The 26,301-nt window shown below is 50.4% G+C and carries 33 protein-coding genes and 3 pseudogenes; 13 read left to right on the top strand and 23 right to left on the bottom strand.

The features are described from left to right. Positions 1 to 131: 131 nt before the first annotated feature. The 6 genes and pseudogenes from tnpC to merR all read right to left on the bottom strand — a co-directional run bounded on the left by tnpC (position 132) and on the right by merR (position 4,543). Positions 132 to 1,685 (bottom strand): IS66 family transposase, encoded by a 1,554-nt coding sequence (gene tnpC / locus Q3O60_RS15505; protein WP_305894841.1) that lies wholly within the window; start codon positions 1,683 to 1,685, stop codon positions 132 to 134. A gap of 114 nt (positions 1,686 to 1,799) precedes the next feature. Then, on the bottom strand, positions 1,800 to 2,156 hold the full coding sequence (gene tnpB / locus Q3O60_RS15500) for an IS66 family insertion sequence element accessory protein TnpB (RefSeq protein ID WP_305894840.1): 357 nt from the start codon (positions 2,154 to 2,156) through the stop codon (positions 1,800 to 1,802). Further along, positions 2,153 to 2,455 (bottom strand): IS66 family insertion sequence element accessory protein TnpA, encoded by a 303-nt coding sequence (gene tnpA, locus Q3O60_RS15495; protein ID WP_305894839.1) that lies wholly within the window; start codon positions 2,453 to 2,455, stop codon positions 2,153 to 2,155. Before tnpA ends, tnpB begins: the two co-directional genes overlap by 4 nt. Positions 2,456 to 2,540: 85 nt before the next feature. Further along, a pseudogene (locus Q3O60_RS15490) lies at positions 2,541 to 3,278 on the bottom strand (IS256 family transposase); the annotation flags it as partial. A 218-nt stretch (positions 3,279 to 3,496) separates the two neighbouring features. After that, positions 3,497 to 4,051, bottom strand: coding sequence for a signal peptidase II (gene lspA / locus Q3O60_RS15485; protein ID WP_305894838.1), 555 nt, complete (start codon positions 4,049 to 4,051; stop codon positions 3,497 to 3,499). Between the two features lie 36 nt (positions 4,052 to 4,087). Then, positions 4,088 to 4,543: a mercury resistance transcriptional regulator MerR gene (gene merR, locus Q3O60_RS15480; protein ID WP_001166628.1), complete on the bottom strand. Its 456-nt coding sequence runs from the start codon at positions 4,541 to 4,543 to the stop codon at positions 4,088 to 4,090. Positions 4,544 to 4,614: 71 nt separating this feature from the next. Between merR and merT the strand changes: the two genes are divergently transcribed. The 6 genes and pseudogenes from merT to Q3O60_RS15450 form a co-directional block, all read left to right on the top strand. After that, positions 4,615 to 4,995, top strand: coding sequence for a mercuric ion transporter MerT (gene merT, locus Q3O60_RS15475; protein ID WP_001294655.1), 381 nt, complete (start codon positions 4,615 to 4,617; stop codon positions 4,993 to 4,995). A gap of 13 nt (positions 4,996 to 5,008) precedes the next feature. Beyond that, entirely contained in the window at positions 5,009 to 5,287 is a 279-nt protein-coding gene (gene merP / locus Q3O60_RS15470) for a mercury resistance system periplasmic binding protein MerP (RefSeq protein ID WP_008950835.1), read from the top strand. A gap of 186 nt (positions 5,288 to 5,473) precedes the next feature. After that, entirely contained in the window at positions 5,474 to 7,183 is a 1,710-nt protein-coding gene (merA, locus tag Q3O60_RS15465) for a mercury(II) reductase (RefSeq protein ID WP_001157002.1), read from the top strand. 17 nt (positions 7,184 to 7,200) lie between these two features. Next, the gene (gene merD, locus Q3O60_RS15460; protein WP_001277463.1) at positions 7,201 to 7,566 is read left to right on the top strand and encodes a mercury resistance co-regulator MerD; all 366 of its coding nucleotides are present in this window, start codon (positions 7,201 to 7,203) and stop codon (positions 7,564 to 7,566) included. Next, on the top strand, positions 7,563 to 7,799 hold the full coding sequence (gene merE / locus Q3O60_RS15455) for a broad-spectrum mercury transporter MerE (protein WP_001087807.1): 237 nt from the start codon (positions 7,563 to 7,565) through the stop codon (positions 7,797 to 7,799). The genes merD and merE overlap by 4 nt, the downstream gene beginning before the upstream one ends. Before the next feature lie 50 nt (positions 7,800 to 7,849). Beyond that, positions 7,850 to 7,981 (top strand): annotated as a pseudogene (locus Q3O60_RS15450) (DUF3330 domain-containing protein); the annotation flags it as partial. Here the strand turns inward: Q3O60_RS15450 and lspA (Q3O60_RS15445) are convergent. Beyond that, positions 7,981 to 8,436, bottom strand: a complete 456-nt coding sequence (lspA, locus tag Q3O60_RS15445; protein WP_282842559.1) for a signal peptidase II — start codon at positions 8,434 to 8,436, stop codon at positions 7,981 to 7,983. The pseudogene Q3O60_RS15450 and the gene lspA (Q3O60_RS15445) sit on opposite strands and share 1 nt — an antisense overlap. 60 nt (positions 8,437 to 8,496) lie before the next feature. After that, positions 8,497 to 9,393, bottom strand: coding sequence for a cation efflux transmembrane domain-containing protein (locus Q3O60_RS15440; RefSeq protein ID WP_305894837.1), 897 nt, complete (start codon positions 9,391 to 9,393; stop codon positions 8,497 to 8,499). A gap of 95 nt (positions 9,394 to 9,488) precedes the next feature. On the opposite strand from Q3O60_RS15440, the gene cadR reads away from it, so the two are divergent. The 5 genes and pseudogenes from cadR to Q3O60_RS15415 all read left to right on the top strand — a co-directional run bounded on the left by cadR (position 9,489) and on the right by Q3O60_RS15415 (position 12,608). Next, positions 9,489 to 9,896 (top strand): Cd(II)/Pb(II)-responsive transcriptional regulator, encoded by a 408-nt coding sequence (gene cadR, locus Q3O60_RS15435; RefSeq protein WP_305894836.1) that lies wholly within the window; start codon positions 9,489 to 9,491, stop codon positions 9,894 to 9,896. 106 nt (positions 9,897 to 10,002) lie between these two features. Continuing rightward, a pseudogene (locus Q3O60_RS15430) lies at positions 10,003 to 10,239 on the top strand (hypothetical protein); the annotation flags it as partial. 18 nt (positions 10,240 to 10,257) lie between these two features. Then, positions 10,258 to 10,431: a YqaE/Pmp3 family membrane protein gene (locus Q3O60_RS15425; protein WP_305894835.1), complete on the top strand. Its 174-nt coding sequence runs from the start codon at positions 10,258 to 10,260 to the stop codon at positions 10,429 to 10,431. 131 nt (positions 10,432 to 10,562) lie between these two features. Continuing rightward, entirely contained in the window at positions 10,563 to 11,918 is a 1,356-nt protein-coding gene (dinF, locus tag Q3O60_RS15420) for an MATE family efflux transporter DinF (RefSeq protein ID WP_369812679.1), read from the top strand. A gap of 69 nt (positions 11,919 to 11,987) precedes the next feature. After that, positions 11,988 to 12,608, top strand: coding sequence for a DUF5610 domain-containing protein (locus Q3O60_RS15415; RefSeq protein ID WP_305894833.1), 621 nt, complete (start codon positions 11,988 to 11,990; stop codon positions 12,606 to 12,608). Between the two features lie 28 nt (positions 12,609 to 12,636). Here Q3O60_RS15415 and Q3O60_RS15410 read toward each other — a convergent pair whose 3' ends face one another. The 10 genes from Q3O60_RS15410 to ccmA all read right to left on the bottom strand — a co-directional run bounded on the left by Q3O60_RS15410 (position 12,637) and on the right by ccmA (position 20,413). Continuing rightward, the gene (locus Q3O60_RS15410; RefSeq protein WP_369812678.1) at positions 12,637 to 13,335 is read right to left on the bottom strand and encodes an MlaA family lipoprotein; all 699 of its coding nucleotides are present in this window, start codon (positions 13,333 to 13,335) and stop codon (positions 12,637 to 12,639) included. Positions 13,336 to 13,439: 104 nt separating this feature from the next. Continuing rightward, positions 13,440 to 14,648: a c-type cytochrome biogenesis protein CcmI gene (gene ccmI / locus Q3O60_RS15405; protein WP_305894831.1), complete on the bottom strand. Its 1,209-nt coding sequence runs from the start codon at positions 14,646 to 14,648 to the stop codon at positions 13,440 to 13,442. Further along, a complete protein-coding gene (locus tag Q3O60_RS15400) occupies positions 14,648 to 15,103 on the bottom strand; it encodes a cytochrome c-type biogenesis protein (RefSeq protein ID WP_305894830.1) in 456 nt (151 codons plus the stop codon). Before Q3O60_RS15400 ends, ccmI begins: the two co-directional genes overlap by 1 nt. Next, positions 15,103 to 15,726: a redoxin family protein gene (locus tag Q3O60_RS15395; RefSeq protein ID WP_305894829.1), complete on the bottom strand. Its 624-nt coding sequence runs from the start codon at positions 15,724 to 15,726 to the stop codon at positions 15,103 to 15,105. Before Q3O60_RS15395 ends, Q3O60_RS15400 begins: the two co-directional genes overlap by 1 nt. After that, a complete protein-coding gene (locus Q3O60_RS15390; RefSeq protein WP_305894828.1) occupies positions 15,719 to 17,704 on the bottom strand; it encodes a heme lyase CcmF/NrfE family subunit in 1,986 nt (661 codons plus the stop codon). Before Q3O60_RS15390 ends, Q3O60_RS15395 begins: the two co-directional genes overlap by 8 nt. Beyond that, positions 17,704 to 18,195: a cytochrome c maturation protein CcmE gene (gene ccmE / locus Q3O60_RS15385; RefSeq protein ID WP_305894827.1), complete on the bottom strand. Its 492-nt coding sequence runs from the start codon at positions 18,193 to 18,195 to the stop codon at positions 17,704 to 17,706. The genes Q3O60_RS15390 and ccmE overlap by 1 nt, the downstream gene beginning before the upstream one ends. Then, positions 18,192 to 18,395 carry a heme exporter protein CcmD gene (ccmD, locus tag Q3O60_RS15380; RefSeq protein ID WP_305894826.1) on the bottom strand — a complete coding sequence of 68 codons (204 nt, stop codon included), beginning with the start codon at positions 18,393 to 18,395 and terminating at the stop codon, positions 18,192 to 18,194. The genes ccmE and ccmD overlap by 4 nt, the downstream gene beginning before the upstream one ends. Continuing rightward, positions 18,395 to 19,132, bottom strand: a complete 738-nt coding sequence (locus tag Q3O60_RS15375; RefSeq protein ID WP_305894825.1) for a heme ABC transporter permease — start codon at positions 19,130 to 19,132, stop codon at positions 18,395 to 18,397. Before Q3O60_RS15375 ends, ccmD begins: the two co-directional genes overlap by 1 nt. Before the next feature lies 1 nt (position 19,133). After that, positions 19,134 to 19,793 (bottom strand): heme exporter protein CcmB, encoded by a 660-nt coding sequence (gene ccmB / locus Q3O60_RS15370; protein ID WP_305894824.1) that lies wholly within the window; start codon positions 19,791 to 19,793, stop codon positions 19,134 to 19,136. Continuing rightward, a complete protein-coding gene (gene ccmA / locus Q3O60_RS15365) occupies positions 19,787 to 20,413 on the bottom strand; it encodes a cytochrome c biogenesis heme-transporting ATPase CcmA (protein ID WP_305894823.1) in 627 nt (208 codons plus the stop codon). The genes ccmB and ccmA overlap by 7 nt, the downstream gene beginning before the upstream one ends. Positions 20,414 to 20,507: 94 nt before the next feature. On the opposite strand from ccmA, the gene fliK reads away from it, so the two are divergent. Both fliK and Q3O60_RS15355 read left to right on the top strand, forming a co-directional pair. After that, the gene (gene fliK, locus Q3O60_RS15360; RefSeq protein WP_305894822.1) at positions 20,508 to 22,367 is read left to right on the top strand and encodes a flagellar hook-length control protein FliK; all 1,860 of its coding nucleotides are present in this window, start codon (positions 20,508 to 20,510) and stop codon (positions 22,365 to 22,367) included. Between the two features lie 16 nt (positions 22,368 to 22,383). Next, on the top strand, positions 22,384 to 22,683 hold the full coding sequence (locus Q3O60_RS15355; protein WP_305894821.1) for an EscU/YscU/HrcU family type III secretion system export apparatus switch protein: 300 nt from the start codon (positions 22,384 to 22,386) through the stop codon (positions 22,681 to 22,683). Positions 22,684 to 22,699: 16 nt separating this feature from the next. Here Q3O60_RS15355 and Q3O60_RS15350 read toward each other — a convergent pair whose 3' ends face one another. Genes Q3O60_RS15350 through Q3O60_RS15330 form a run of 5 tightly spaced genes read right to left on the bottom strand, consistent with a single transcriptional unit; the run spans position 22,700 to position 26,301 of the window. After that, a complete protein-coding gene (locus Q3O60_RS15350) occupies positions 22,700 to 23,131 on the bottom strand; it encodes a DUF2802 domain-containing protein (RefSeq protein WP_305894843.1) in 432 nt (143 codons plus the stop codon). A gap of 15 nt (positions 23,132 to 23,146) precedes the next feature. Further along, positions 23,147 to 23,641 carry a chemotaxis protein CheW gene (locus Q3O60_RS15345; RefSeq protein ID WP_305894820.1) on the bottom strand — a complete coding sequence of 165 codons (495 nt, stop codon included), beginning with the start codon at positions 23,639 to 23,641 and terminating at the stop codon, positions 23,147 to 23,149. Between the two features lie 42 nt (positions 23,642 to 23,683). Beyond that, entirely contained in the window at positions 23,684 to 24,535 is an 852-nt protein-coding gene (locus tag Q3O60_RS15340) for a chemotaxis protein CheW (protein WP_305894819.1), read from the bottom strand. Beyond that, the gene (locus Q3O60_RS15335) at positions 24,528 to 25,316 is read right to left on the bottom strand and encodes a ParA family protein (RefSeq protein WP_305894818.1); all 789 of its coding nucleotides are present in this window, start codon (positions 25,314 to 25,316) and stop codon (positions 24,528 to 24,530) included. Before Q3O60_RS15335 ends, Q3O60_RS15340 begins: the two co-directional genes overlap by 8 nt. A 1-nt stretch (position 25,317) precedes the next feature. Further along, positions 25,318 to 26,301 carry a flagellar motor protein MotB gene (locus Q3O60_RS15330; protein ID WP_305894817.1) on the bottom strand — a complete coding sequence of 328 codons (984 nt, stop codon included), beginning with the start codon at positions 26,299 to 26,301 and terminating at the stop codon, positions 25,318 to 25,320.

Here is a 26,301-nt window from a genome sequence, read left to right as displayed (position 1 = left end):
CGCAACGAGTGCCGAATTTGATGCACGATGCACAGTTGCACCTGAGTTTTCGGGTAAACCGCTTCAATGTAAGCGTCACATAAACCACACACCAGCCAAGATAATTGACGCTGAGATCCCAAGCGGCTCGTTTAGGTGCTTAGTTTGATGTTCCAGGGCAGTAGATGGTCGATACTGTCGCCGTCTTTGCTGTGTGGCCACTGCTCAAACAGACTCATCAGGTAGTCAATCGGTTGCAGGTCGTTGGCTTTGGCTGTTTCCACCAGGCTATAAAGCACTGCACTAGCATCAGCACCACCATGAGTGTTGGCGAACAGCCAAGCTTTACGGCCAATCACGAACGGTTTGATGGCGCGCTCCGCGCGGTTGTTGTCGATGTTGATGCGCCCATCGGTTAAGTACACCTGTAGCTTTGACCACTGATTCAGCGTGTATTGCACAGCCTTGCCGATGATGCTGGTGGGTGGCACCTGTATCGCCTGAACTTCGAGCCACTCTTTGAACTCGCTCATGATGGTGCTTGATTCAGTTTGTCGTGCACTCAAGAGCTCATCAACAGGCTTACCGGCCAAACGTTTTTCAACCCGGTATAGCTTCTGGATATAGCTTAACGCCCGGTCAGCTTTACCGGTTTTGTTTTTGCCTTGTATGGTTTTGGCGTCCATAAATTTGCGCCGGGCATGCGCCCAGCAACCGGCAAGCACAGCATCGGTTTGCTCATAGCCTTGATAGCCATCCACCTGCAAGGGTCCACGATAGCCTTTTAAAAAGTCTTTCGGGTGTACGCCGCCGCGACCATCCTGGTAGTCATAGAGCACGATGTTCGGTGGTGGTGATGTGCTATCAGGCGGTGGCTTATCACCACCACAACCATACACCCACATGTACGATTTACTTTTCTCCGACTGGATGACTTTGAGCGTTGTCTCATCCGCCCACAGTACCGGCTGTTGTAATAAAAGGTCATGCATCCGCTGGTACAGCAGCTCAAGCTTTTGGCTCACAGCCACCAACCAGCGGCTCATGTTCTGGCGGCTGATATCGGCACCGAACTGCTTGAACATGGCTTCCTGGCGATACAGCGGTAAACCATATTGGAACTTCGCTGTGATGATTTGTGCCAGCAAGCTCGGGGTGGCGATGCTCTTTGGTAGCATGCTTGCCGGCACAGGCGCCTGTTTAATCGGGGTCTCAGTACTCTTTTGTTCACACTGCCGACAGCTGTACTTAGGTCGCACATGACGGATAACCTGTACCTTGGCCGGGATAAAGTCGAGTTTCTCGCTGACATCCTCGCCCATGCGATGCATGTCGGTGCCGCAGCATTCACAGGTTTTGTCATCGTCGCTGATGTCGTGAACGATTTCTTTGCGTGGTAACGATGCATCTAATCGTGCGCGGCGGCCAACTTTACGGGTATAGGCAATGTGCTGCTCGGCAGCAACCTCTTCCTCATCAGGCTGGAGGATGTCTTCTATTTCGTTGAACAGGTCGCCCTGACCCGGCAGACCTTCAGAGCTGGCAGCAAAGCGCTTCTTGAGCTCAAGCTGCCATTTTTCTAGCAGGTGATAGAACTTGCTCTTCCACTGCATCGCCTCAGCTTGTTGCTGATTCTGCAGGTCGAGGACCATCTTTTTAAGGGCCTCGACATCGTCTGGAAGTGCGTTGGTATCAAGCTTTTTCATGCGGCTATTATACCGCATAAATTGGCGCTAAACCGCCTCAGATAAAGGCTTTCTTAGACCGATTGGTGATCGATAAATGGCTGTTATGCTTGATCTCTATATGGCTAAAAGTGATCAGGTTATCGCGCTAAAATGTAGCGGTTGGTGGCCTTTCATCAGGGTGATATCAAGGCCATCTAAGAGCCATGCCGACTGCTGCTCAGTGAGCGTGATAGTGCTACCTGGCATCTTACGCGGCCACTTGAATTTGGCTTTCTCAAGGCGCTTATACCACAGGCAAAAGCCTGTTTTGTCCCAGTACAACACCTTGAGTTTATCGCGCTGACGATTGCAAAAGATAAACAGTGCGCCACTGAACGGCGAAAGCGCCATCTCGCTTTCGACAATGGCGCTTAAGCCATTGATGCTTTTACGAAAGTCGACCGGCGCTTTGTGTAAATAGATGGCCGGCGGCTCAACGAACATTTTCATGCGCTGAGCTCTTTGACCAGTTGTGCGACCCAGCGCGGTGAAACCGACAAAGGCAGCACCAACTCGGTTTGGCCAACACGAAGCTGCAATGTTTGTTGCGACTTAACCGATTGCGGCATCGCCAATGCAAAGCCAGTGTCATTACTTTCAACTTCACGCTGCAGCTCCATTCGGCGCTGACTAAAGTACGCAGGATTAATGCCTCGCGGCTCACAAAAATCTTTCTGGCTGAGGTCGCTTTGTTCAAATTCAGCAATCAGCGCTCGCCATTGTTCACGCGTGCGATGTACTCGACTCATAATGTTACCACCTTATTTAATCAAACCTGGTGGTAGCCTATGGCTTCAAACTATGGCTGAATAGGTGTGGTTTCTGCGACGCTTACGCTTCAATAGCTTCAGGGAAACCTTTTAGGCCATCGCAGCAGGCGATGAAGATGTCATCAACACCACGGTTCTTAAGCTCGTTCATCACCGACAGCCAGAATTTAGCGCCTTCAGTTTGAGCCATCCACAGACCTAGAAGCTCTTTCTCGCCGTCGGTGTTAATGCCCAGCGCCAAGTACACCGATTTGTTCTGCACGACACCAGAATCACGGCTGCGGACGACCAGACAATCAAGATAAACAACCGGATACAGCTTTGCTAGCGGTCGGTGCTGCCAAGCTTTAACTTCATCCATAACAGCATTCGTCACCTGCGATATGAAAGTGGGTGAGACCTCAACGCCATAGGCTTCTTCGAGGTATGCCTGAATATCACGGGTCGTCATGCCACGGGCATACAGCGCCACGATGCGCTCATCAAATCCGTTAAGCTGGCGTTCGCCCTTGCGGACTAATTTAGGGTCAAAACTGCCATTTCGGTCGCGGGGAATATCCAGTTCGACATCACCGTTGGTGCTGCGAACCGTTTTCTTGGTTTTACCATTGCGAGAGTTGCCGCTGTTGTTACCGGCTGCATCATTCGGGGCGTAACCTAAATGAGCTTCCATCTCAGCTTCTAGCGCCCGCTCCGCCACTTTCTTGGTGAGCTGCTTAAGCAGGCCAGCTTCGCCTAAAATGTCTTCTGGAGAATCACAGCCTTCAAGCAGCTGATCGATAAGTTTTTCTGATATTGGCATTCTGATATCCTTCTAAGGAGTTGATAAGAATGCCATTTACACAGATATTTTTACACTCTCATCGAGGATAGTTTTGATCGAGTTTATCCGCCTCGGAGGTCTCTCTTTTACATCCATGAGATAAGAGCTACGCTATGGGCTCTACTCATTCTTGTGGCCTACTTTCTACTAGTCAGCATCGCATTGAAGCTTTAATAAATTGAGTATGGTACTTTATTCTACTTGCTCAGTGTGGTCGTCACGATATCTTGTTGATTAGTATGATACTTTGTTTTTCTTCCTCTCCTTCTCGGTTTGTAAAAACAATGACTTACACTATGAATAGGATGAATCTTTATTACTCCTCCACAGCTGCTGGAAACGAAAAGTAAGGCACCGAGGACAATTGCAATATCAGCCAGGTTGAAGGCCGGCCAATGCCAGTCTCGCCAATAGAAATCAAAGGAATCCACAACATAGCCGCGAAAGACCCGGTCAATCAGGTTGCCCATGGCGCCACCGAGGATAAGACTGTAAGCGATGGCTTCTCCTTTATGACGATTTTCAAGGATCAGCTTGATCAGAAAAATCGAGACCACTACCGCGATTCCGATAAAAAAGTAGCGCTGCCAGCCTCCACCATTCGCAAAAAGACTGAATGCGGCACCGGTGTTCCATAGGTGCACCCAGTTAAAGAACGGGGTCACCGAAACATACTCGCCATAGGCCATTGATTGCTGCACCAGCCACTTTACAGCCTGATCAGACGCTGCCAGCAGGCCCGATATGGACAATAGGGGGTCGTCTCAGAATTCGGAAAATAAAGCACGCTAAGGCGTAGTCACCCCGTGACTCCCCCGCGCCGATGCAGCGAGCTTCGTTCCGTCTTGCAGTGACGCAATCAGCGGGCAGGAAACGTTCCCTTTCCGCGCATGGCAGGCGCACACCAGTTCAGACAGCACGGCCTCCATGCGTGCCAAGTCGGCCATCTTCTCGCGCACATCCTTGAGCTTGTGCTCGGCCAGGCCGCTGGCTTCCTCGCAATGGGTGCCATCCTCCAGCCGCAGTAGCTCGGCGATTTCGTCCAGGCTAAAGCCCAGCCGCTGGGCCGATTTCACGAACCGCACTCGTGTTACATCCGCCTCGCCATAGCGGCGAATGCTGCCATAGGGCTTGTCTGGCTCCGGCAGCAGGCCCTTGCGCTGGTAGAACCGGATGGTCTCCACATTGACCCCGGCCGCCTTGGCAAAAACGCCAATGGTCAGATTCTCAAAATTAATTTGCATATCGCTTGACTCCGTACATAACTACGGAAGTAAGCTTAAGCTATCCAAACCAAATTTGAAAGGACAAGCGTATGTCTGAACCACAAAAGTCTGAACCACAAAAGTCTGAACCACAAAACGGGCGCGGCGCGCTCTTCGCCGGTGGGCTGGCCGCCATTCTTGCGTCGGCCTGCTGCCTGGGGCCGCTGGTTTTGATCGCCTTGGGATTCAGCGGCGCTTGGATGAGTAACTTGGCGGCATTGGAACCTTACCGCCCCATCTTTCTCGGTGCGGCATTGATAGCAATGTTCTTTGCCTACCGCCGCATCTTCCGGACTACGCAAGCATGCGAGCCTGGCGATGTATGCGCTGCCCCACAAGCCAAGACGTCGTACAAAGTCATCTTTTGGATTGTGGCTGCGCTAGTTGTCGTTGCACTAACGTTCCCGTATGTAATGCCCCTGTTCTACTAATTGAGGAAAAATCATGAAAAAACTGCTTACCGCTCTTGCCCTTGCCGCTACCTTCGCTGTCCCTGCCTGGGCCGCCACGCAGACGGTCACGTTGTCCGTTCCCGGAATGTCCTGCGCGACTTGCCCGATCACCGTCAAAATGGCGATTTCCAGGATTGAAGGCGTTGATAAAGTTGACGTTACCTTCGAACCACGCGAAGCGGTTGTCACCTTCGATGATACCAAGACCAGTGTGCATGAGTTGATCAAGGCGACGACGGACGTGGGCTACCCTTCTGAACTGAAGAAATAAGGCATCAAATGACGGCGGCGTCGCCAGAGCCAGATAGAGATGTTGTTCTGGCGATTCTACTGTCAGTCATTCCGTGCACAACCTGTAAATGACGTACGGAGCCTGTTCGCTGATGCGAAAAACTGATCCAGTTACCGAGGCGTTGTACGAGTCGGCTTGGGCATAACGGATGAAAGAGAGAGCAAAATGCAAGAATTAAACGAAGTTGGTCTGAGCGTGGCGGGCATGACTTGCCCAAGTTGCACAAAGCACGTTGAGGACGCGCTGCTGGCGGTTCCCGGCGTGATACGAGCGTCTGTCGATTATCCGGCGAACAGGGCGCAGGTCACGGGCAATAGGCTTGACGTATCGGCACTCGTGACGGCAGTGGGGGCACTTGGTTATCGTGCTAAGCCTGCAGACGAAGTGGAAAGCAAAAGGCGCAGTGCTGAACGGCCAGGACTTCTTGGCAGAGCCGCCCAGTGGCTGAGCGGTGACCGCGCGGTGGAGGAGCTGGCCGGTCAGTTACATGTGGCGGTTATCGGTAGCGGCGGAGCCGCTGTGGCGGCTGCGCTCAAAGCGGCGGAAAACGGTGCCCGGGTCACGCTGATCGAGCGCGGGACTATCGGCGGCACCTGCGTCAACGTGGGTTGCGTTCCCTCCAAGATCATGATTCGGGCAGCCCATATCGCTCATCTGCGCCGTGAAAGTCCTTTTGACGTGGGGCTCACTGCGACGCCGCCTGTTGTCTCGCGTGACCGTTTGCTTGTCCAGCAACAGGCGCGCGTGGACGAGCTGCGAATTGCCAAATATGAAAGCATCCTCGAAAGCAATCCGTCAATCAATCTGGTACGAGGCAGCGCCCGTTTCAAGGATGGCCACACGCTTATCGTGGAAGCTGCAGAAGGGGACTGGCACGAAGTGGCGTTTGACCGCTGTCTCATTGCTACCGGCGCGAGCGCAGCCATTCCGCCGTTGCCTGGTCTTGCAGAAACCCCCTATTGGACTTCCACCGAAGCGCTGGTTAGCGAGACCATTCCGAAACGGCTCGCAGTAATCGGTGCCTCAGTAGTAGCGCTGGAACTGGCGCAGGCGTTTGCACGGCTGGGCAGCGAAGTCACGATCCTGGCGCGGCGCACGTTGTTTGCGAGCGAGGACCCTGCCATTGGCGAGGCCGTTACAGCCGCGTTCCGTGCCGAAGGGATCAAGGTATTGGAACACACGCAAGCCAGCCAGGTCGCGCATGTTGACGGCGAATTCGTGCTGACCACCGGGTACGGTGAAATACGCGCCGACCAGCTGCTGGTCGCCACTGGCAGGGCACCGAACACGCGCAGCCTGGCATTGGAAGCGGCGGGAGTCGCTGCCAATGCGCAGGGGGCCATCGTCATCGACAAGGGCATGCGCACCAGTACGCCACACATTTATGCGGCTGGCGACTGCACCGACCAGCCTCAGTTCGTCTATGTGGCGGCAGCGGCCGGCACCCGTGCTGCGATCAACATGACTGGCGGCGATGCGGCCCTGGACCTGACCGCAATGCCGGCCGTGGTGTTCACCGACCCGCAGGTCGCCACCGTGGGCTACAGCGAGGCGGAAGCACATCACGACGGGATCGAGACCGACAGTCGCACCTTGACCTTGGACAACGTGCCGCGTGCGCTTGCCAACTTCGACACACGCGGCTTCATCAAGCTGGTCATCGAGGAAGGTAGCGGACGGCTCATCGGCGTGCAAGCGGTGGCCCCGGAAGCGGGTGAACTGATCCAGACGGCGGTGCTCGCCATTCGCAACCGTATGACCGTGCAGGAACTGGCCGACCAATTGTTCCCCTACCTGACCATGGTCGAAGGGCTGAAGCTCGCGGCGCAGACCTTCAGCAAGGACGTGAAGCAGCTTTCGTGCTGCGCCGGATGAGGAAAAGGAGGTGTTCAATGAGCGCCTACACAGTGTCCCGGCTGGCCCTTGATGCCGGGGTGAGCGTGCATATCGTGCGCGACTACCTGCTGCGCGGATTGCTACGGCCGGTCGCGTGCACCACGGGCGGCTACGGCTTGTTCGATGACACCGCGTTGCAACGGCTGCGCTTTGTACGGGCTGCCTTCGAAGCGGGTATCGGCCTGGACGCACTGGCGCGGCTGTGCCGGGCGCTGGATGCTGCGGACGGTGACGGTGCGTCTGCGCAGCTTGCCGTGTTGCGGCAACTCGTCGAGCGTCGGCGCGAGGCCCTGGCCAGCCTCGAAATGCAACTGGCCGCCATGCCAACCGAACCGGCACAGCACGCGGAGAGTCTGCCATGAACAGCCCAGAGCACTTGCCGTCTGAGACGCACAAACCGATCACCGGCTACTTGTGGGGCGCGCTGGCCGTGCTCACCTGTCCCTGCCATTTGCCGATTCTCGCCATTGTGCTAGCCGGCACGACGGCCGGCGCGTTCATCGGGGAGCACTGGGGTATTGCAGCCCTCACGCTGACCGGCTTGTTTGTCCTGTCTGTGACGCGGCTGCTGCGGGCCTTCAAGGGAAGATCATGACCGCTTCCCAGCCAGCCGAGAGTGGGCAGCTTTGAGCTTCGCTACCAATCTGGAGGAGTACCACCATGAACGCAAACGCCCCGAACACTGCCAGTTGCACCACCTGCTGCGTATGCTGCAAAGAAATTCCGCTCGATGCCGCCTTCACCCCGGAAGGCGCGGAATTGTATAGGCGTAGGTGTCAGTCAGATCCATCCGGCTCGGCATTGGTGTTTGCTTTTTTACCCAACAAGCTGCTGGAAACGAAAAGTAAGGCACCGAGGACAATTGCAATATCAGCCAGGTTGAAGGCTGGCCAATGCCAGTCTCGCCAATAGAAATCAAAGGAATCCACAACATAGCCGCGAAAGACCCGGTCAATCAGGTTGCCCATGGCGCCACCGAGGATAAGACTGTAAGCGATGGCTTCTCCTTTATGACGATTTTCAAGGATCAGCTTGATCAGAAAAATCGAGACCACTACCGCGATTCCGATAAAAAAGTAGCGCTGCCAGCCTCCACCATTCGCAAAAAGACTGAATGCGGCACCGGTATTCCATACGTGTACCCAGTTAAAGAATGAGGTCACTGAAATAGACTCGCCATAGGCCATTGATTGTTGCACCAGCCATTTTACGGCCTGATCAGACGCTGCCAGCAGGCCGGAGATGGACAACAGAGCGTACGGTGACAGATGTTTGCCAAAAATGGACATTGCTTAATCCTTGAGCGCCAGAATGCGTCTAGCACCGTTAAGTACAATGACCCCCGCGATGGTGCCGATAATCAGATCCGGATAATTGGACCCGGTCCACGCGACCAGGGCGCCGGCGGTGATGACCCCCAGGTTGATCACCACGTCGTTGGCCGAAAATATCCAGCTAGCCTTCATATGAGCTCCGCCCCCTCGATGTTTGGATACCATCAGCAGACAGGCGGTATTGGCAATCAATGCGACGAATGCGATGGCTATCATCACTAGCGATTCAGGCTCACTACCGAATACAAAGCGTCTCACCACCTCTACGAGTACGCCAACAGCCAAAACCAGTTGGACCACACCAGCAACGTGCGCAACACGGACCTGCCTTTTCACGCTATGCCCAACCGCATAAAGAGCGAGTCCGTACACTGCCGCATCAGCAAAATTGTCCAGGGACTCTGCAATGAGGCCAGTTGACTGAGCCATCAGACCGGCAGTCATTTCCACCACGAACAGAAGTGCATTGATGCCGAGCAACCAGCGCAGGGTCCCGGATTCTTGCTTAGCAGAAGCTGCCGAAAACTCGGCGGCCTTGATGGTCTCCGGATTTGCAGCGACGGTTTCCTGAAGCGAGGCGCCTAGCCCCAAGGTCTTCAGCTTCGCGGTGACGGGCTCGACCTCACCGTCATGCACGACCTTCAACCGGCGGTTCGACAAGTCGAAGGACAGTGCCCGAATCCCCTCAACGCCGTTCAGGGCCAGGCGAATCATGCGCTCTTCTGATGGACAGTCCATCTTCGGCACGGCATAAACACTGACCCATTCCCCCGACGCATCGGAGGAGGCCTGCATATCGGTATCCGCCGCAGGCCTTGCATGGTCGCCACAGGGGCCTCCGCAGTTTTTACTCATGATATGACTCCACTTGAATGTGATCGGGTTTTCATTTAAAACTATATAGTCGCTATAAGGTCAATAGCGTAGAGAATCCGTTGCGGAGGAACCCGATGCGTATTGGTCAGTTGGCACAGTCAGTAGGGGTAGATACACAGACGATCCGCTTCTACGAACGGCAGGGCTTGTTGCCGCCGCCTGGTCGGCAGGAGAACGGTTACCGTGTCTATACCGAGAAACACGTTGAGCGGCTGGCCTTTATTCGTCGCTGCCGCATCCTGGATCTGTCACTGGCTGAGATTCACGAACTACAGAGCTATCAGGACGACCCTCATCAGCCTTGTACCGCCGTCAACGCCTTGCTCGATGATCACATCTCTCATGTGCGGTCGCAGATAACCGCTCTGCAAGCGCTTGAGAAACAACTCGTTTCACTGAGAGCGAGTTGCAACGATGACCGGGAAGTTGAGGCGTGTGGGGTTCTTGCTGGAATTAGCGAAGGAAACATGCACCAGCAGTAGGTGAAGCATCAACCAGATAATCCGATGAGATGCCGGTCTGTCTCACTCTCATGCAAAGGTAAGATCAACCATTTAATCCGCTTACCCTTTAGAAAAACAACCAGATCAGCAACCATCGACTGTATGGGCCGAAGTAACCGTCAGAAGTATAAGTCTGGTAGGTCGTCAGGAAAGTATTGAAATGCGTCCAATCGAAACGCTGGGTGATGTTTCCTTCGCCGGCATCCTTGACGCCAGCTCACAGCGTATTTTTAAACTCGACATCAATGTTCAGCCCGCAGGCACAGATGAACAGCTACAGATGGACTTTGAAGTACGGCTCGACTGGAATAATGATGATTGATAACCGAGGAGCCATACTATGGCGATTACTGCAACCGACCCGATTAAAATTATTTTTGCTATCATCCTGCCACCACTGGGTGTTTTTCTGGAGGTTGGTCTGAAAGGTCACTTCTGGCTTAGTATTCTGCTGACTCTGCTTGGCTTTATACCCGGTATCATTCATGCGCTTTATGTCATCATAAAGCACTAATACTATAATTTAGTATAAAAAAACCGGCCCCATACGGGCCGGTAAAGTTAGCACTAGGAGGAACAAACAGCCTTCACTCTCGACAGGCTGTGCTAGTATAAACGGCCCAAATGACAGCTTTATGACGATACCTGGCTTTGTTAAACACATTACACCCTAAACAAAAACAAGTGTTGCTGATCGCCTTGCCGATGATCGCTTCCAATCTGACCATTCCTTTACTATCACTGGTCGATACTGCGGTGGTAGGTCATCTGGAACATGCGTGGTACCTGGGCGGAGTAGCATTGGGTGGGAGCCTAATCAGTTTATTATTTTTGCTGCTTGGGTTCTTACGCATGAGCACCACTGGCCTGACGGCGCAGGCTTATGGCGCCAGAGATAGCAAAGCTCAGCGCGATTGCTTGTTACAAGCTGGATTAGTAGCCTTGTTATTGGCGGCTCTGTTATTGCTACTGCATCCGCTGGTATTGCCGACAGTCCATCTGTTTAGCCAAGCCAGTAGTGAGGTGCTACAGCAGGCGGCTATTTATTTTCAGGTGCGAATTTGGAGCGCACCAGCTGCACTGCTGAATATGGTGCTACTCGGCTGGTTTTTGGGTCTGCATAATGCCCGCTACCCGATGTGGCTGCTTCTACTTAACCAAAGCCTGAATATCGCACTGGATCTGCTGTTTGTGCTTGGTTTTGGTTGGAAAGTTGCTGGCGTAGCGGCCGCCTCAGTGATTGCCGATTACAGCACTTTGCTGGTTGGCCTAATCTTGGTTCGACGTATGTGGCAACAGCAGCAACTGGCTCCTTTTCAATGGCTGCAGCTAAAGCAGCTCACCGGCTTGGCCAGACTATTTGCACTAAACCGTGATATTTTTATTCGTAGCCTTTGCTTGCAGCTGGTGTTTGTCTTTATTGCTTTTCGTGGTGCCAGTTATGGCGATGCCATTGTGGCTGCCAATGCGGTGCTTATTACCTTTTTGATGTTGGTATCGTATGCGCTGGATGGTTTCGCCTATGCAGCTGAAGCAACGACTGGCAAGGCAGTAGGTGCAAATGATCGAAATGATTTACAGGATCTCTTCCGTATTCTGGCGGGCTGGGGTCTCTTGCTGGCCTTGCTATTCAGCGCTTTTTTCTGGTTAGCAGGCCCACAACTCATCGCTCTGCTCACCTCTATTGTGGAAGTACGACAAACCGCCGCTGACTTCCTGCCCTGGCTAATCGCCCTGCCCCTGCTTGCCGTCTGGAGTTACCTATTGGATGGCATCTACATAGGTGCAACCAAAGCCAAAGCGATGCGTAACAGTATGTTGTTATCCTTTGCTGGCTTTATCATCAGCTATACCACGCTGCAATCGCTGGGAAATCACGCCCTATGGTTTGCGCTGAGCTGCTTTATGCTGCTACGGGGAATAACCCTCGCGTGGCCATTGTATCGGGCCGGGGCCGGCTACCTGATGTCAGAGAATGAAAATATAAAAAATAAAAGCTAAAGTTGAGTACTTTTTGGCCGATACCATGGATAAGCATCCATTCGTCTGGCAGATAGAGAGGCACCTAAAATGGCGATTACTCCGATACCACAGAAGAGCAGCAGTCCGGCTGCTGCACCAGAAAAGCAGAAAAAATCTGAGTTAGCAACCGCACTTGAGAACCGCGCGGCGAAAGAAAGTAACAAAACAGCCCAGAACGCTGCCATTATGGCCGCCAATGAAAAAGTCAGCCTGAATTCAAACAATGAAGGCTTGAGCCTGCTGTACAAAACGGCACTGGAAGCAATCAATAAAGAACTCGAGCCGGTGTTTGGTGAAAATGCTGCTCAAAAAGTTTATGACTCTGGCATCGATGTATCACCAGAAGCAACTGCTGAGCGCATTGTTAGCTTTGCGACCAAGTTTTATGGCCGCTATGAAAAAATGACACCCGACATGTCGGATGAAGAGCGTTTAGATAGCTTTCTAAACATCATCGGTGGTGCTATCGATCAAGGGTTTACCGAAGCCAAAGATATTTTAAAAGGGCTTAGTGTGTACGAGGGCGAAATCGAAAGCAACGTTGATAAAACTTATGACTTTGTTCTGAAAGGTCTGGCTACATTTCGTGAGCGCATGGAAGAGGTCAGTCAGCAAAAGGCCGAAGCAAAGGCTGAATCTGAAGCGAATGACACAGGCCCGTCAAGCTGACGGGTCTGTGTTTTCAGGCGATACCAGCTTAATTTAGGAACTCATCCAAATACGAGTCGTCGTAGTCATCCTGCTCTGGCGGGTTGCCATCGTAAATTTCATGCAAGCGATTTTGCAAATAGGCTTCACGTATAAAAGCGTATGGGTCCAGAGAGTCTTCGAGTAAGTGCTCCATCGCCATGGCTTTTTCACGCTGCGTCAGTCCATACAACACATATCGAGTAATCGTCAGCGGTGTGTTAAACAAACCAAGTGGTGAATAAAAACCATCAATCAAGTCACCTGTAGTATCTCGTATTGTAGAAGGTCCACGGGCTGGGATCATCAAAAAAGAGCCATCCCCAACTCCCCAGACCGCCAATGTTTGGCCAAAATCTTCTTTTCGCTCTTGCAAGCCAATTTTCGTTGCAACGTCAAACAAACCGAAGATGCCGATAGTGCTATTGACCAAGAAACGACCGGCGGTGATCGCCATACTTTCCGGCTTGCCTTGCAAGGCAGCATTGACAAAACTATCTGGTTCGCGAAGGTTTGTGAGCAAGTTATCAATGCCCTTTCGCCCGGCTTCTGGTACCACCTTGGTATAACCCACTGTGGCTGGCCTTAAAATGGCCGGATCGAGCACATCGTAGTTTAGATCCCACATAGCCCGGTTAAACCCTTCGATTCTATCGCGTGAGTCGATATCATCGGTTGGCTCAGCAGGGGCACTGGCACAACCGATCATAAGCACAGCACTACTCAATAGAATGCCACGTGATAACCATTGGATAATGGATAAGCTTTTCAATTATTCACTCCATCTGCCAACATCGATGATGGCAGCTATATTTACTCGTTGGTTTTTAGCCGCAGTGATAGCTTGATCGCTGGCTCAGTAAAAGTTTGAACTTCAGATACGACTTCCAGATCACCTTCTCGCTCTTCAACATTACCCGAGCGAGAAAATCGAGCTACTACTTCCACTTCATCGGCACTGGCTAACGTCCAGCCAGACTGCATCGCCATCTGTTCTGTCAGCAGTAAATTAATCTCCCCTGCAGGAACAGGAATACGTTGAGCTGCCAGCGGTAAAGCCGGGCCATTGGCCTGACGAACAAAGATAAATACACTGGCATCAGGGTAATCGCGACGTAAACCCGGCTCGACATACAAAGCCAACTGCACAGTCCGCTCTTGTCTGGCTTCGACTGAATGGCCTAATTTATCCAACTGGTCAATCACCGCCTGATAACGCGGGTCCGAGGTAGGTAAACGGTCCAGTAGTAATGTCCAGGCAGTGATTGCCTCGTCCATATCGCCTTTTTCGTAAGCCACCAATGCCAGTAAAGACAAAGCATCGATATGTTCAGGATCTTGAGTAAGCACTCGCGCTAGTGCCCGGCCCGCTTTAGCCAGCTTATCATCCCCACCAACCACTAAAAGCGCTTGACTATAACTAATCAACAACGCTGGCCTATTAGGCGTCATTTGCAGTGCTTTTTCAAAGGCTTCTATGGAGTCCATTAAAAACCCTTGTGACATCCAAAGCCGCCCCAGTAGCATCCAGGCAACGGCATCGTCGCCTTCACGGGCTAACTTGGTCCGAAGCGCTAAAGCAAAGCTTGCTAATTCATCCTCCGATAGCGGCTCCCCCCTATCCAACAAAGCACGCTCGCCAAACTCCGTCATATTTTCTTGAGCCAACTGCCAATGAGCCAGTTGCTGATAGTGCCCATTCCAGCTATAAATCCCGGCAACGATCACCACGACCGATAACAAAATACCGGCATGCCACATCAACTTGTGCTTAGGTGAGCTAAGTTGCACAGCGGTTGCTTCCTGCTCTAAAAACTGCTGTTTCAAATCATTGGCTGCACTGACAAAATCATCTTCTGCCAGCTCATCATTATCACGCGCTGTGGCCAATAACTGCATACGCTCTTCGAACAACTGAGCCGGAGTCTGGTGCTGCCCAGCTGTTGATTTTCGCGGCCAAATGATAAAAATAACACTCAGGGCAATCATCAACAACGCCCCGAAAAGTAACTGCCATATCATTATTTTTTACTCCGGTAGGCGTCGATAATCGCATTGAGCTCTTGCTCAAGCGGAGCATTGGACGAGATCAACTGTTGCTGCTGTTTTTTCCGACGCAACATAAACAACAGCATCATGAGCAAGGCAAATACCGGCAGCAACCATAACATAATGGTGAGTGCATTCAGTGGTGGGCTGTAATGTACAAAATAACCATAACGATCAATCATATAATCAATGATCTCTTGCTTGCTATGGCCCTGCTGCACCAATTCGTAGGTTTTTTCACGCATATCAATCGATACCACGGCATTGGATTCCGCAATATTCTGATTTTGACATTGTGGGCAACGCAGTTGCTGCGTTAACTCCTGATAGAGTTTACGCTGACCATCATCATCAAAGGGTAGAATTTCCTGACCAGCCGCCCAGACCGTGCTGAGCGACAATAGCAGCAATAAACATAAGGATCTCATCAGTGGCTAGCTCCGATTTGATTCACCTCAGCTTGCTGCACTAGCGTATCCGACTGGTCTTGTATCTGCTCCATAGCTGGCTCAAACTTTTGCCGCCAGACACGTGGATTGATATCGCCAACATGATGCATACGAATTCGACCTTCGGCATCTACTAAGAACGTTTCAGGCGCACCGCTCACGCCCAGATCCATCGACATACGACGATTTTCATCCAAGATATTAAATTGATAAGGGTCACCAAACTGCTGCAACTGCTGACGCACATCACGCTGCAGTTGCCCCAGACTAAAGTGTTCCCCAAAGGCCGGGTCTACGGGTAACGGATAATACAAACCAACCACTTTGACACCTTGCTCTTTTAATTGTTCCATAAAAGCCAGTTGCGCCTTGCACGTTGGGCACCACACGCCCCAGACACTGAGCAAGAAGGGCTCTCCGGTTAATAGCTCACGATTCCAACGCTGCTCAGGTTGCATTAAATCTGGTAGGTCAAATTCTGGTAACGGCCGATTCAGTAAAGCTGAATCACGGGTCCAGGGATCAGAAAACAAGCCAGTAAATAAGAAAATCGATACCCCTAGAAAAATAGCTAACGGAGTGTACAGCATCCAGTTACGCATTTTCTGCCTCCTTAGTGATCGCAGAGTTATGACGGACCCGGCTTACCACCTTGCGACGATAGCGAACATCCAGCAACGACCAGATCGAGCCCAGCGCCATCAGCAAGCCTCCCAACCAAATCCAGCGTACGAAAGGTTTCACCTGCACTTTAAATGACCAGGCATTGCCAGGTAAGGCTTCGCCCAGTGATACATACAGATCTCGGCTTAGCCGCGCATGAATGGCCGCTTGGGTCATCACAGTGCGCTGTATAGTGTAAAAACGCTTCTCAGCATGTAAATTGGTGATCAGACGACCATCACGTTCAACCCGAAGATCCGCTGCTTCACCACCATAGTTCGGGCCATCCAAATCGTACACATCAAGCAAAGTAAATTGATAGCCAGATAACGTCACGCTATCACCGACCTGCATACGAACATCACGCTCCACACTATAGGTGGTGGTCATGGCAATACCAACTACCATCACGGCAAAACCGATATGGGCCGTAGTCATGCCGTAATGACTGGCATTCAATTTGCGGATGCCAGCTAGTCCCTGACCAAACTGATGAATACGTTGACCTACCTCACCAATAGCAGACATCCCTACCCAGGCACCAAGCAATAAGCCAATCAATGCTGTATTCGCTTGTATCGACTGAGTAAGTGACATCATGCCCAGAGCCACCACTAAAGCAGCAATCGCTACCATCGACATCGGTGGGATCAGTGTTTGCCACTTTTGTTGTTTCCAACGGACCCATGGCCCAAGGCCCAGCAGTAAGCTAAAGGGAATGGCCAGATAGAAAAACATAGCGTCAAAGAAAGGCTCACCAATGGAGATGGTTCCAAGCCCTAACTCCTGATGAAATAGCGGCAACAGAGTGCCTAAAAACACCACTAGGGTCGCTGTCAACAAAAACACATTATTGCCCCACAACATCACTTCCCGTGAGAACAATTTGTAGCGAGACTCACTGCGTACCGAGCGCATTCGAAGCGCATACAACAACAAAGCACCGCCTATCACCAGCAGTAAAAACACCAACAAAAACACACCACGGCTTGGGTCGGTAGCAAAAGAGTGCACAGAGACCAGTACACCAGAACGCACTAAGAATGCTCCCAGCAAACTTAACGAAAAAGCGGCCAACGCCAGCAGTACCGTCCAGGATTTGTAGGTACCGCGTTTTTCAGTCACCGCCAAAGTATGGATCAAAGCGGTTCCCACCAGCCAGGGCATAAAGGACGCATTTTCAACGGGGTCCCAGAACCACCAACCGCCCCAGCCCAGCTCTTTATAAGCCCACCAACTACCTAACATAATACCCAGGGTTAAGAACATCCAGGCAGCCAGCGTCCAAGGGCGGGCCCAACGTGCCCAGGTGCTATCAAATTTACCACCCAGAAGTGCAGCAATAGCAAAAGCAAACGACACCGCAAAACCAACATACCCCATGTACAGCAAGGGAGGATGGATAATCATGCCAAAGTCTTGCAGCAACGGGTTTAGATCATTACCTTCGGCAGGAAAATACGGCAGGCTGCGCTCAAATGGATTGGACATAAACAACGAAAAAGCAATAAAGCCAACGCCGATTAAACCCATAATGCCCAAGATACGGCCTTGCATCAGTAGCGGCAATTGTTTAGAAAACACGGCTACCGCAGCTGTCCAGATAGTCAGGATCCAGACCCAAAGTAACATCGAACCTTCGTGTGAACCCCAGGTTGCGGTAAGTTTATAATACCAAGGCAGCACTGAGCTTGAATTGGAAGCAACATTGATCACAGTAAAGTCATCGTAGTAAAACGCATAACTCAGTGCGATAAAAGCAATGCCAGCAAAGACCATGGCGCCAATAGCCAGAGGTTTAGCCAACATCAAGGCGCGTTCGTTACCGGTGTAACTGCCATACAATGGCAAGGTACCCAACAACAAAGACAACGCAAATGAAAATGTCAGTGCGATTTGGCCAAGTTCAGGGACCATCAGTAACTCCCTTCTGAGCCATAAGACGTTTGCTGAGAGGGCGGCACGTGCTCAATTCCCATCAGTGCTTTAGCTACTTCAGCCGGCATGTATTCTTCATCATGTTTTGCCAGAACTTCAGTGGCGCGAATCAAGCGTTCGTTCACCAAGTGGCCTTGTGCCACAATACCCTGCCCTTCACGGAATAAATCGGGCAAAATGCCCTCATACTCTACCGTCACAATTGGGCCAGTATCCACTAAATCAAAACGCACCAACAAGGATTCAGGGTCTCGTTGTACCGAGCCCTCAACCACCAAGCCACCAATACGTAAACGCTGGCCAATTTCAGGCCGGATTTTATCTTTGCCAATCCCTTCAACTAACTGGGTAGGCGTGTAAAAAAGATTGATATTTTGCTGCAATGCATAGAGCATGGCACCAATGGCACCTGCCACTAAAATAACAATTGATAACACCGACCATAACCGCTTTTGACGTCTTGAGTTCATGGCTGATCTGCCTCCTGATACTGCTTAATTCGTTGTGCTCTGGCTAATTTTTGTTGAATGTGCTGCCTAAATGCTTTGACCTCCCAAAAACAATAGGCGACCAAGCCAATCAACAACAGATAAGTGAGCCCATAAGCCAGCCAGATAAAAAAGCCATAGCCCCCCATCGCCAGAAAGTCACTGAAACTATCAAAATACATTACTGTCCTCCCAGAGCCGATTTAACCCATGGCCGATGCTGTTCATTCTGTAAAATGGCGGTGCGAAGCCGCACACAGAAAAGTGCTAACATCAGTAAATAAAAGCCAAGCAAGCTAATCAATAAAGGCCAAAGCATGCTGGGGTGTACTGAGGGTTTATCAAACTTAGTGATACTTGCGCCTTGATGCAGCGTATTCCACCATTCAACCGAGAAATGAATAATCGGTACGTTGACAAAGCCAACCAGTGCCAGCAAACAGGCCACTTTAGTTCCGGTTTGTCGATCAGAGAAGGCACCAGCCAGCGCGATGACACCTAAGTAGAGAAATAATAAAATCAATTCGGACGTTAAACGTGCATCCCACTCCCACCAGGTTCCCCACATCGGCTTGCCCCACGCCATGCCGGTGAGTAAAGCAATTGCGGTGAACACTGCACCTATCGGCGCAATAGCCAGTACCGCCCATTGTACCACCTTGATCTGCCAAACTAAAGCAGTGAAGGCGGCAATCGCCATAATGGTGTAAGTAGCCATGGAAAGTAAGGCAGACGGAACATGGATGTATATGATCCGAACGGTATCAAACTGTTGATAATCTGGCGGTGAAAAAGCCAGTCCCCAAATGTTACCGAACAACAAGGTCAATACAGCAGATCCCATTAACCACGGCAGCAAGCGGCCACAAAAGTGATACAGGATTTCAGGTTTTGCTAGAGGATGCAGCCATTTAAACATACTAACTCACATTTATACGTAGCGCGCTGGCAATAGCCAGCGGAACCAAGGCAAACGCCAACAATAACATGGCGACCAGAATAGCCAATTGGCCATTGTACGGTAATCCCATCCCGGCCGCTTCAATTGCCGCACTGGCAAAAATCAGCAATGGAATGTATAGCGGTAGAATCAATAAAGCCAATAAAATCCCACCCTTGTCCGCCGCCATAGTAATAGCTGCCCCTAATACACTCAGGATACTTAACAAAGGGGTACCGATAAGCAGCGTCAACATCATGGCGACAAAAGCAGCTGGTTCCACTCCAAGTAACATGGCAACAACCGGTGATATAACCACCAGCGGTAATCCGGTACTTAGCCAGTTGGTCACTATTTTAGCGAGCACAAAAGGCATCAAGGCCTGACGATTAGCCACCAACTGCTCAATCACACCATTACGATAATCATCGCGGAACAAGCGCTCGGAAGCCAACAGCACACTTAATAAGGCTGCAATCCACACGATGCCAGGTGCCATTATACGCAACTGATTAGGTTCTGGTCCAACCCCTAATGGGAACAACGTCAGTACAATAATAAAAAATAACAACGGGTTGAGCCAGTCTGCTTTTTGCCGCGCCAGCAACGCCAGCTCGCGCCGGATAAATACGCTTACCATCGGTAGCTCAACTCCAGAGTTTTTAAACAAGAAAAACCATCACTAAGGGGTTGATGTGTGGTGACGATCATGGCGCCGCCTTGAGCGAGGTGTTGCCGAAAGCGGTACTGAAGACGTTGAATCGCTGATTGATCAAGCGCGGTAAAAGGCTCATCTAAAATCCACAATGGGCAATTCGTTAGCCATAATCGAGCCAGAGATACCCGACGTTGCTGACCTGCAGACAGCATATGGCAGGGAAGATCTTCCAGGCCAGCTAAACCAAGCTCGCCCAACAGTGTCATACTATCAACATAGGGCAACTGATAGGCCGCACGCCAAAAAGCAATATTCTCCATGGCCGTTAACTGTTCATGGATCCCGCTTTGATGGCCGATATAGCATAAAGAGGCAGCATATTGTTCCAAACATTCAGCAATAAGTTGCCCTTGGAAATAAATAGTACCATCATCAGGAGTGGACAATCCGGCCAGCAAGCGCAACAATGAACTTTTGCCGGCACCATTTTTTCCTTGGATTTGCAACAGTTCGCCTGAATTTAGAGTCAAGTCGAGCTGCTCAAACAGGACTCTGTCTTGGCGTATGCAACTCAAGCCTTGGGCACTAAAGAATTCTGTCACGGCAGCCTCCTGAAAAATTGCGCGGATCTTACCATATTGTGGTGGAAATACGAATGCGACAAACCAGCAGAATAGCTGTAAAGATGGCAAAAACATGAACCCGATCAAACTTGAGCAACTTATGCAAATCAAGCCTTCCGGGAAAGTGGATGCAACCGCAATCCAGTTGCAAGCCGATCGACTGTACCCGGGCGTTTTGTTGACGGACCCAGTGCAAGGTGCTCGCTTACTGCAGCTATCAACCAGTCAGGGTTTACTACAAATTCGCCTTCCAGCATCTGTAACAGGCAACAATGGTAGTCAATTGCAAGCTAGCTTTAGCCAACAACCTGATGGCCGAATACAGGTTGCTGTTCAAGCCAAAGGCGAAGCCACGCAATCCTTTCCATTAAATCAACAACAGGCGCTCACTCTGGCATTAAATTGGGCAGGCTCCGCTCAGTTATCGCAACAACAACCTTCTTCAGCCAGTCAGATCCCTGTAGAACTTTCGATAGGCTCTCATCAAACTCAACTTCGTTTGCCACAAGGCAGTGTAGTACTTTTGCCTACTGCTTTGCATAAAACCATACAATCACTTCAAGTACAGTATCCAACCGCTCGGTTGCAAGCGAGTATTACCCTTGGAACAGGCCAAGAGCCTACCTTATTTATTGAAATAAAAACCGCTCAACCAACTCTGGCTACTGCGAAATTTAGCCAAAACCAACAAGCTACAACAGCAAGTTCAGTACAACAATCAACCGCCGCGATACCAACCTCCAACGTGAGCAAGCCAGTCAGTCAGCAATTAACCTTGCCTATTCAGTTGCAGCAGCAATTGCTTAGCAGTTTAGCGGCCAGCGTCCAGCAAACGGCTTTACCATCAAAGCTGCAACAACAGTATTTGCAGCTCGGAAGCCTGATGTTACCCTTGCCGCAAGTCCGGTTACCCTCTGGGGCTTATCAGATCCAATTGCTTAACGAACAGAACAGCTGGCAATTACAACTGCAGTCACTTCAAAAAACTGATCATAAACTAGCGGTATCGGCAGAGTCATTTAATCGTCCTGTTCAGCTGTCAGGCAAGGAGGCACCGAACATAGCGCCTTCCCCCGCAAACACACAAAGTGCAAAGGCCCCCATTGAAACACCACAACGCCAGTTGTTGGATCAAGCCTGGCGCACCCTGATGCCATTGTTGAGTGATAACCCTTCTCGTCTCGCATCATTGCCTGAGTTACCGCTAGCGGTGCAACAGGTTTTGCAACTGGTACGACAAAGCCAACCAAACGCTCAAAGCATTCTGAATACGCAGCAATTACAGCAACAGCTGCAAGCTATTTTGCAATTCAATCCAGTATTGACCTCACCTCAAGCCACCAACTCAGCAGCTGGAACCCTTGCGTTAGCCATCCAGCTATTACTAGGTAAGTTAAGTCAACGCCCAGTGCCAGCTCAACAACAAACCAGCAGCCAGCGACTGGTGCAACTCATCCAACAGCTGGAGCCTGGTAGCGCAAGTTCATTATTACGGCAACTTGCCAGTCATAGCAGTGCCATACAGCAAAGCCAGCTGGCGACGGCAGAATTGCAGCAAGGAACTCAGTTTGTGTTGCAACTGCCATTGCAGCAAGAGCAACAATCCGTCCTGAGCCAACTACATATTGAACAAAAAGAAGAAGAAACATCGGCCTCAGGCGAGCAACAGAAAATGTGGCAACTGACGATGCGCTTTCAGCTAGCCGAGCATGGTGATCTATTAGCCACGGCCCGGTTGCAGGACAATCAATTGAAGCTGCAACTTTATACGGATCTTCCAGCAACTCAACGTTTGGCCGAGCAATTTTTACCAATATTATCCGATCGACTCAAAGCACAGGGGATAGACGTGAAAGAAGCAGAGTGCCAACTGGGAAAAATACCGGAAAGCCTGATAGCCAGACACAGTAGTCTGATTGCAATTCAAGTCTAACGCTAAGGAACTTCTGATGAAAAAAGAGAAATCGGCAACGGCGTTAAAATATGATGGCAAAGCAGCACCTAAAATTATTGCAAAAGGGCATGGTGCTCTTGCTGAAGAGATACTGGCAGTGGCAAAAGAGCACGGAGTTCTTATTCATGAAGATGAAGAACTGACCAAGCTATTGGCAAAAATGGAGCTTGGCGACTCAATTCCAAAAGAGTTGTATTTGATTATTGCCGAGTTGATTGCATTCTCATACGTCTTGCAAGGAAAGTTTCCCGACGATTGGCACAATATTCATCAACGGATCGATTTAAAAACCTAACCCTTTTACTGGTCACCTAGCTTTTTTGCTGATGTAAGTTAAACAACAACTCAGCCTCAGCACGCGGCAGTTCACATTCGCGGATAATTTCATCCAAATCAGCCCCTAACTGCACCATTTTCATCGCCCGGCTGTATATTTTGGATTCAGGCTCGGTCATTTCAAGCGCTTGTTGTCGCTCAGTGAGCACCTCAATGTGCTGATTTTGCTGAGAAAGCTGTTCTTCTAGCTCAAGTACCCGCTGCCCCACACCTATCACGCCAGAGCGTAGCTCCGTTAGCTCCGCACGAAGTAAGATGATTTGCTCAGTCAGTTGACTCTCTGTCTTGGTAGTATCCAACGCAGCATTGAGATCTGGCAGTACACTGTCCGCTGAACGTTCTATCGTAAACAAACGGTACACCAGCAACACGACCACGAAAGTCAGCGCGATCAACCACCACAGCATCATGTCGGGCTCCTGTTAAATGCTACTGATTTCATCCCACTCTTCATCAGTGAGTAATTTATTCAGATCAACCAAAATGAGCAGCTCACCCTCACGATTCGTCACGCCCTGAATAAACTTAGCACTCTCATCATTCCCTACGTTAGGTGCGGTATCAATTTCTGAGGCTTTTAGATACACCACTTCGGCCACACTGTCGACCAAAATACCGATCACCTGCTTATCCGCTTCAATAATGACGATACGGCTATTGTCAGACACCTCTGAACCTTCCAGGCCAAAGCGAGTTCGGGTATCAATGACCGTGACCACATTGCCACGCAAGTTGATAATTCCCATCACATAGTCCGGTGAGCCAGGTACAGGAGCTATTTCAGTGTAACGAAGCACTTCTTGCACCTGCATCACATTGATACCATAGGTTTCTTGCTGCAATTTAAAAGTAACCCACTGCAGTACTTCATCACCACTTTCTGCATTCTTTGCGGTTTGTTTAGCTACGTTACTCATTCCTGCTCCTCATCACCGGGCGTAAACACCAGGGTTTTCAGGTTATTCGCTGCTGTTTTGGCCTTGCTCCAATAACTGGATCAACGCATCGACATCAAGCAAAGCACACATGTGTTGTTTAATCAGACCGGCTAGCCATGGACGTTTGCCAGCGGCCTCTCGCCACTTTACTTCGTCTTGCTTTAGGGTCATTGTATTAATCAGTTTATCACAAGCCAGGCCCCATGCACTGTTACTTAACATTATAACATACTGATAGTCGTGTAATTCAGCTTGCTGCTGATCAAACTTTTCTGGCATGACCCAGCGTGCGGTATCCACTACATTGATTTTCTGTTCACGCTGAAGCATTACCCCTTTAAACCAATCTGGTTTACGCGGTATCTTATTGACTGGCAGCAGCTTATGTATACCACCCAAGGCTTTCAGCGGCAATGCCACCGTCAAGCCTGCGACATCAAAAAGCAGCGCCTGAAAATCGCCTTGCCGATACTCTTTTTCAGTACTGACATCTTGCGCCGAAAATCCCCGGGTAGATTTTCGACTTACAATCACATCCTGTTCAATTTGTGGCGCTTCCAGACGGACTGCCGACCTGGCTCTTTCTTGTATTTCTTGCTTTAGTTCGCCTTGCTGCTTAAGTTCAACTGCTTGTTGCAGCCGTGCAGCATGATCGACTTGAGCTACAGGCGTATCAACTTGAGCTACCGGCGTGTCGACTTGAGTCTGGGTACTTTGTTGCACTTTCGGCTTGGTAACTTGAGCCAGCAATGACTCCAGCTTCTTCTGACTAGCCAACTCCTCCGCTACCTGCTGTTGCTCTGCTTCATCATCGGTCAGCAATGCTTTCAGATAATGTTGCATCACTTTCTGGCTCGCATAGCGGTCACTCATGACCAGACTCCGCAGGCAACTGTAATAAGTAACTCAGCAAGGTATTGTAAGCAAACACTCCTCGAGAGCGCGGTGCAAACACTGAAGGTGGCGTCTGCGCCAAACTGGCATCTCTGAACTTGGTATCAATAGGCACCACAGCTGACCACACCTTATCATGGTACTTGGCTTTCAGATCTTTATAAGCCTCCAGCGAAGCTTTGGTGCGCTTATCGTACATGGTAGGAATTATGGTGAAGCGGTAGTCCTTTTGCTGGGAGTGCTTCATCAACCCCATGGTCGCAATCATCCGCTCCAGACCTTTAATCGCTAAAAACTCAGTTTGCACTGGGATCAATACCCGGTTACTGGCTGCAAGCGCATTTACCATCAACACCCCCATCACCGGAGGGCAATCCAATAAAATAAAGTCGTAATCGTTCTTTAACTTGGCTAAGCCTTTTTTAAGGATCAAGCCCATCCCATTCTTATTTCCCAATGAACGGTCCAGCGTTGCTAATGCCATCGAGGAAGGCAGAATATCGAGGTTTTCGACTTTGCTTGGGCACAGTGATTGTAATATTTCTTCCCGACTAATGGCTTGACCACGAATAAAAATATCGTAGACACTGACTTCAAGATCTTCAGCATCGATACCGAAGTAATACGTCATGGATGCGTGAGGGTCAATATCAACCAACAGAACACGATAACCACGTTCAGCTAATAAAGCACCCAGTGTGACGGTAGTGGTCGTTTTACCCACACCACCTTTTTGATTTGCAATGGTCCAAACAACCACGTCATGGTTCCTGTTGTTGTGAAGCCGGGGGATCCGGCTCTTCGCCCCGGGTGGTAATACGAATCCCACCACCTGGCAAACGAATCACCCGAATACTGCCATCGTCCTGAGTAATATTTTCCAATTGCTGGATCACTTCAGGTGGAATTGTTGGGGTATCAGCCATATCAATGGATGCCTCATCGGCACGATAGCCATACTTTGAAATGGCAATCACCACTCTGCGATTTTCAGCCCGCCCTGCTGGCGTTGTATTATCTGCAATTGGGTAATGCTCACCATACCCTTCGATGGCCATACGCTGCGGCGCAACCGCTAAACTTTCCAACAGCCTGAGTACAGAGGTAGAGCGAGCAACAGATAACTCCCAGTTTGAGGCAAAGATTTCATTGTTGATCGGTATATTGTCAGTATAGCCACGGACACGAATAAAGTTATTGATGGGGACGATAATCGTTGCAATCTCATCGAGCACAGCTCTTGCTGAATTGGTCGCAGTGGCGCTTCCACTTGCAAACAACAAGCCACTGTTTAACTCAATCGTAAGCCAGTTGTCATCTTGCTCAACTTTAGCCAGCCCCTCCTCCATCAGGTGGGCAAGCGCTTGGTTAAGCTCTTCTTCCAAAGAAGACAAAGGTGTTCCTAATAGCTGTTCACGCACTTCAGATAACTCAGTGGCATCAGCCACCAAATCTGGACCTTTGGCTGGCTCCAGTGAAGCACCATACAAATCCAGTTCACTCTGCGGCCCAGGCTCAAGCAACACAGAGGTACCCGGCACACCAGTGCCTGAGCGATCAGGCCGTTCAAATATTTTTGTCAGGCTGTCGGATAAGGCGCGATAGTCTTCATCTTTCACGATTGACATTGCATAAAGCACGACGAACAGTGCAAACATTAAAGTCATATAATCAGCATAGGATACCAACCAGCGATCAAGCTCTTCTGGCTCTACATGCTGATGCTTTTTTTTATGCCGATACAT

Source organism: Alkalimonas collagenimarina, assembly GCF_030717845.1.
Classification (GTDB): domain Bacteria; phylum Pseudomonadota; class Gammaproteobacteria; order Enterobacterales; family Alteromonadaceae; genus Alkalimonas; species Alkalimonas collagenimarina.
The sequence above is the reverse complement of the archived record's forward strand: the minus strand, read 5'-3'. Positions and strand labels throughout refer to the sequence as shown.